General features: G+C 70.9%; 3 protein-coding genes. 1 reads left to right on the forward strand and 2 read right to left on the reverse strand.

Annotation, left to right across the window (positions count from 1 at the left end; translation table 11 throughout):
- Positions 1 to 22: 22 nt before the first annotated feature.
- Entirely contained in the window at positions 23 to 802 is a 780-nt protein-coding gene (locus tag APY03_RS31945) for an enoyl-CoA hydratase (RefSeq protein WP_068683520.1), read from the forward strand.
- Position 803: 1 nt separating this feature from the next.
- On the opposite strand, the gene APY03_RS31950 is transcribed toward APY03_RS31945, so the two are convergent.
- Together APY03_RS31950 and APY03_RS31955 are read right to left on the reverse strand one after the other, a co-directional pair.
- Positions 804 to 1,976, reverse strand: coding sequence for a hypothetical protein (locus tag APY03_RS31950; protein WP_068683522.1), 1,173 nt, complete (start codon positions 1,974 to 1,976; stop codon positions 804 to 806).
- The gene (locus tag APY03_RS31955) at positions 1,973 to 2,599 is read right to left on the reverse strand and encodes a sigma-70 family RNA polymerase sigma factor (RefSeq protein ID WP_102905667.1); all 627 of its coding nucleotides are present in this window, start codon (positions 2,597 to 2,599) and stop codon (positions 1,973 to 1,975) included. The genes APY03_RS31950 and APY03_RS31955 overlap by 4 nt, the downstream gene beginning before the upstream one ends.
- Positions 2,600 to 2,737 lie beyond the last annotated feature (138 nt).

A 2,737-nucleotide genomic window follows, 5' to 3' on the forward strand; every position in this document is an offset into this window, starting at 1 on the left:
TGTTCCCTTCAAGGAGACCTCCATGAGCTACGAAAACATCGAAGTACGTACCGAGGCCGGCAAGGTCGGCATCGTGACGCTGAACCGGCCCAAGGCCCTGAACGCGCTCAACGACGCGCTGATGACCGAGCTCGGCGAAGCGCTCAAGGCCTTCGACGCCGACCCGGCCATCGGCTGCATCATCGTGACCGGCAGCGAACGCGCCTTCGCCGCGGGCGCGGACATCGGCGCCATGGCGAGCTACAGCTTCGTCGACGTCTACAAGGGCGACTACATCACGCGCAACTGGGAAACCATCCGCAGCGTGCGCAAGCCGGTGATCGCGGCGGTGAGCGGCTTCGCGCTCGGCGGCGGCTGCGAACTGGCAATGATGTGCGACTTCATCATCGCGGCCGACAACGCGAAGTTCGGCCAGCCGGAGATCAAGCTCGGCGTGATCCCGGGCGCCGGCGGTACGCAGCGCCTGCCGCGCGCCGTGGGCAAGGCCAAGGCCATGGACATGGCGCTGACCGGCCGCATGATGGACGCGACCGAGGCCGAGCGCTCGGGCCTGGTGAGCCGCGTCGTTCCGTATGACAAGCTGATGGACGAGGCGCTCGGCGCGGCGCTCGTGATCGCCGACTTCTCGCAGGTGGCGGTGATGGCTGCCAAGGAGTCGGTCAACCGCGCCTTCGAAGGCGGCCTGGCGGACGGCGTGATGTTCGAGCGCCGCCTTTTCCACGCGCTCTTCGCCACCACCGACCAGAAGGAAGGCATGGACGCCTTCGTCAACAAGCGCAAGCCAGCCTTCAGGCACGAATGAACTAGCGAGGGGGTTCGACGGGAGGCGCAGCCTCGGGCGCGGCCGGCTGCTGCGGCACCGGCTTGAGCCGCAGTTGGGGCGGCGGCGCAGGCTGCGCCGGCTGCTCCACGGCGCTCTGCAAGGCCTCGCGCAAGGCCGCCACCGATCCCGGCGAGGGCGTGCCCGTCGCAACCGCCCCGCGTCCCTCGCGCCAGCGCACCTGGCTGCGCCCCAGTTCGAAGGTCGCCATGACATCGCCGTTGCTGCGCTCCAGCGTGACACGCCATTCCGGCGCACCCGCCAGCGGTTGCGCGCCAACGGCAGAGATCGCGGCCGATCCAAGCAGGGCGTTGAGGTCCTGCGCCTCCGAGCGCGACAGGCTGCGGCTGGCGCCGCCGCGCTGCGTGATGGTGAGGCGGCTCCATTGCGAGAGCGCGGAGAAGCTGGGCGGCTGGGGCAATCCGGTGGGCGCGGCAGGCGTCGCCACGCCGGGCGGGGACGCTGCCTGGCCGCCGGGCGCGGTGACTTCTTTCCTCCTGGCCTCCTTCGCGGCTGCGCCGGCCGATGCGGACAATGCTGCCTCATCGGCTTGCCGACGCGCCAACTCGGAAGGCGCGGGGGCGAGGACAGGGCGTTCCGCCGAGAGTGGGGTGCGAGCAACTTGCGCCGGGGCAGGCACCGGGGTCGGTTCCGCTGCCGCCTGCGGCGCAGGAGCCGGGCCGCCCGGGATGTCCTGGCTTGACAGCAACGCCCGTTCTGTCGCCGGAGGTGCGAGGGCGGGCGCTGGCGCAGGCACCGCTGGCGGCGGCGAGGGCGCTGCCGGGGGCTCGCTGCGCTGCGCGGGCGCGCGCACCAGTGCATCGCCATCGGCACGCGGGCTGGGCACGGGCTCGCGTTGCCAGAGCACTGCAATCAACACGCCGACCAGCACGGTCGCAAAGGCGGCGTTCCAGGGCATGCGACCGGCACCCTCCTGGCCGCCACCGATGCCCAACAGCCGCTGCCACCAGGGCCGCATGGGCTCGGGCGCTTCGCGCGCCGCGAGAGGCATCACCGCATCGTGCGCGTGGTCGAGGATCGCCTTGCGCAGGCGCCAGTTGGGCGCCACCGTGTGATCCGGCGCATGCACGAGCGCGCGCTGCAGCGCCTCGTCGCGGAGGTCGTCGGACCTGTGGCCGTTCGTCGTGGTGCTCATGGGCGGCGCTCCAGTACCGACAGGTAGCGCTCCATGCAGCCGCGCAGCTTCTTGAGCCCGTAGCGCAGGCGGCTGCGCACCGTTTCGAAATTGATGTCCAGCGTCTGCGCCATCAGCTCGACCGTGAAGCCCTCCTCGTGGTGCAGCAGGAAGGCCGAGCGTTGCTCGTCCGGGAGCTCATCGAGGCAAGCCAGCAAGCGGCGGCCGGCGGCGCGCCAGAAGGCCAGTTCCTCGGCCGACGGATGGGCCGCATCGGAAGACGCCGCGCCCCCATTCAGCAAACCGCGGCTGAACAGGCGCGCCGCCTCCAGCCCGTCGCCGTCCTCGTCATGGGCGTAGAAGGCGACTTCGCGCCCGCTCAGGCGCAGCCGGTCCATGGCCAGGTTGTGCGCGATCGTGAAGGCCCAGGTGCGCCAGCTGGCACCCTGGGGCGAGAAGCTCTGGCGCGCCGCGATGATGCGCATCCAGGTCTCCTGGAACACCTCCTCGACCTCCGCCGCAAGCCGGACGCCCATGAGGCGCCGCACGAAGCGGAGCAGCGCGCTCTCGTGGCGCGCGTAGAGCGTGTCGAACGCGCCGGTGTCGCCTTCGGCGTAGGCAAGCATCAGTTGGTCGTCGGGCATCGTGGCGTGGAGCGCGGGGTTCGCGGCGGGTGGCGCAAGCATCGGCAGATTTTCACCTCCCGTTCTACGAACGGCGGCGACGTCCGGGGTTAGCGATAGCGCATAAAGCCGCGGCGCGCTAACCCGCCGCAGCGGCGG

Origin of the sequence: Variovorax sp. WDL1 (assembly GCF_001541225.1) — a bacterium.
Lineage (GTDB): Bacteria > Pseudomonadota > Gammaproteobacteria > Burkholderiales > Burkholderiaceae_C > Variovorax.

Bases quoted from the DNA above. Each gene is read 5' to 3' on its own strand.
- APY03_RS31945 (WP_068683520.1), top strand. From the start codon at position 23: ATGAGCTACGAAAACATCGAAGTACGTACCGAGGCCGGCAAGGTCGGC.
- APY03_RS31950 (WP_068683522.1), bottom strand. From the start codon at position 1,976: ATGAGCACCACGACGAACGGCCACAGGTCCGACGACCTCCGCGACGAG.
- APY03_RS31955 (WP_102905667.1), bottom strand. From the start codon at position 2,599: ATGCCCGACGACCAACTGATGCTTGCCTACGCCGAAGGCGACACCGGC.